Source organism: Isoptericola sp. BMS4 (assembly GCF_011634835.1).
In the GTDB taxonomy this organism is placed as follows: domain Bacteria; phylum Actinomycetota; class Actinomycetes; order Actinomycetales; family Cellulomonadaceae; genus Isoptericola.
Genome location: NZ_SIRP01000003.1, coordinates 1 through 2,218 on the forward strand (window position 1 = coordinate 1; position 2,218 = coordinate 2,218).

The following is a 2,218-nucleotide window of genomic DNA, read 5'->3' on the forward strand; positions in this document are numbered from 1 at the left end:
TTCGCCGTCGCACACGACCCACCAGCCGGCGTCCACACCGACGTCAACCGCCGCAACCCGTCGTAGTCGAAACACTGTGTGTCCCGCCCCGGAGCACCATCAGCCACCGGACGGCCGCCGCGAATGACTGTGAACTTCGATCAAGCGACTAAAGCACTAGATAACAATAGAAAGCCTGCCGAGCGCAAGGCGTTCGCTCGCTAGATGCTATGCATCACGACTGTCGGCCCATACTCATCAGTAACTTCGCTATGGAACTCCCGGTCAGGAAACATCGCCCTTCCACGCGATCGCCAACTTTCGGCGATAGACTCCGCCAGTTCGATCAATGCAGACTCCTCGACTGCACCGTCAGGATCGAAGATGTCCCACAAATGAAGATGGTTTGTTACCCGCTCGACCGCAATCCTGTCATTACCTGTCGTTGCCATCCATTCGTCGAACCGCGCTGCGTCAAATTTGTCCTCGATGAGGACACAATCCCGCACCACGATAAAATTCGGCAACATGAGGCGAGCAAAGAGTACTGCCGATGTGAGATCAAGATGCTCAGCAAGATAAGAATCTGCATTAGGCGCCGGGCTGAACCTTGCGCGCCACTCGGCAAACCTCGGCAGGTCGCTCCATCCGTCCTCATTCAAGCCCCATCAACTCCTCAGGCGTCGCAGGTCGAACATTCTGGCCTGGGCGAACGAAAACCTCTCCCGTAGGACTAACGTGACGCTCGTACTCAACCACGTGCGGAGTTTCGACGCCACCATGCGATCTTCCTGTCACATCAACACGCTTGACGGGCAATCCGCCATCATCGTAGACCTGATAGTTGGTCACGCGACCGTCACCACCCCGTCGCACCAATACTGCATTCTTGTCCGCTGTACGCGGGAACTTGCCCTTGACCAACCGCGATCCAGCAATTGCGGATCGTTCCCCCGCGAGGCCACCCGTCGCTGCCCTGGCGCCCAGCCCGGACCTTGCGAAAACACCGACTCCGATGAGGGCGCCGTTAGCGGCCTGCCAGAGGCATGCACCACCATCACCTTCGCGACATTCGATACTGTCGGTGACCCCCAAGAAACCAGACCAGCCCGGATGTTCATTTCGAAACTGCTGCTGCCATGCCAAGTATCTTTGGTTAGCCTCAATCTCATCTTGAGTCAACTTCTTCTTCCGGCCAGTTGCTTCCTTAGCGGGATAGTTCGAATTGCTGCCGGACACCGAATTATCAGTGAATCCCCCAGCATATCCACTGCGATCAGCTGACCTACCAGTTGGTTGAATAACGACGGGCGGCTTCGGCCTCGGCGGGGTCCAGTTGCGGGCCATATGCCGCACCGAGGCCTTCTTCTGCGCCGCCGTGTCACGGAACCCATTCCCCGCCTCCGGACGCAAGCCGGTCGGGTCGGACCATGTGACCGGGTTGTTGTTCGCATACGCGTACCCGTGCCACTGCTGAGGATCGGTCAGGTCCATTACCGGATCCACACTGATAAACCGGCCCAGGGTGGGGTCGTAGTACCGGGCACCCACCGCCGTCAGCCCGGTCGCGTCGGCCGGCTTGTCGAGGAACCCGTGATCCCCCGACCACGACCCCGGCACCGCACCACGAGACTCACCGAACGGCGTCTGATACCTGCGAGAGATCTGCGCCGACACGTTCGTGACCGACATGCTCGCGGTGCCCTGGTGGTCGTTTACGAGGGTGGACACGTCGTCGAACGTGGTGCCGGTGCGCACCGCGATGGTCTGCCCGGCCCAGGTGTAGTACCGGGTCGCCCTCGTCGCACCGCCCGCGGTCAGGGTGAGTTCCTGCCCACCCGGCAGATACACCGTCGTCGCACCACCCTGACGACGCAACAACCGATCCCCGTCCGCGGTGTAGACGAAGCTCGCGTCCGCCTCCCCGGTCTGGGTGACCTTCGTCAGTTCGCCCTCGACGTCCCAGGACAGGCTCTGCGCGGCCTCGCCGGCAACGTCCCGGGTCATGGTGTTCCCGGACGCGTCATACGCGAAGCTGCTCACCGCCGTACCTTCGGTCACCTTTGACACCGCATGCGGACGAGCCCCACCCGCAGCCGGGTACGCGTACGACGCCGTCCGGGTCCCCGAAGCAGTGTGCTCGGTCGTGCCGGTGCGGTTCCCCACCGGGTCATACGAGTAATCCGTCCACAACTTCGCCGGACCACCCAACCCCGACACACTCTTCGCCGTCGCACAC

Annotated in this window: 2 protein-coding genes; both read right to left on the reverse strand. The window is 61.4% G+C overall.

Annotated features, from left to right (window positions below):
- Positions 1-200 precede the first annotated feature (200 nt).
- The gene (locus EYB28_RS19520) at positions 201-641 is read right to left on the reverse strand and encodes a hypothetical protein (RefSeq protein ID WP_166852878.1); all 441 of its coding nucleotides are present in this window, start codon (positions 639-641) and stop codon (positions 201-203) included.
- A complete protein-coding gene (locus EYB28_RS20190; RefSeq protein WP_205711069.1) occupies positions 634-2,022 on the reverse strand; it encodes an RHS repeat-associated core domain-containing protein in 1,389 nt (462 codons plus the stop codon). Before EYB28_RS20190 ends, EYB28_RS19520 begins: the two co-directional genes overlap by 8 nt.
- Between the last annotated feature and the right edge of the window lie 196 nt (positions 2,023-2,218).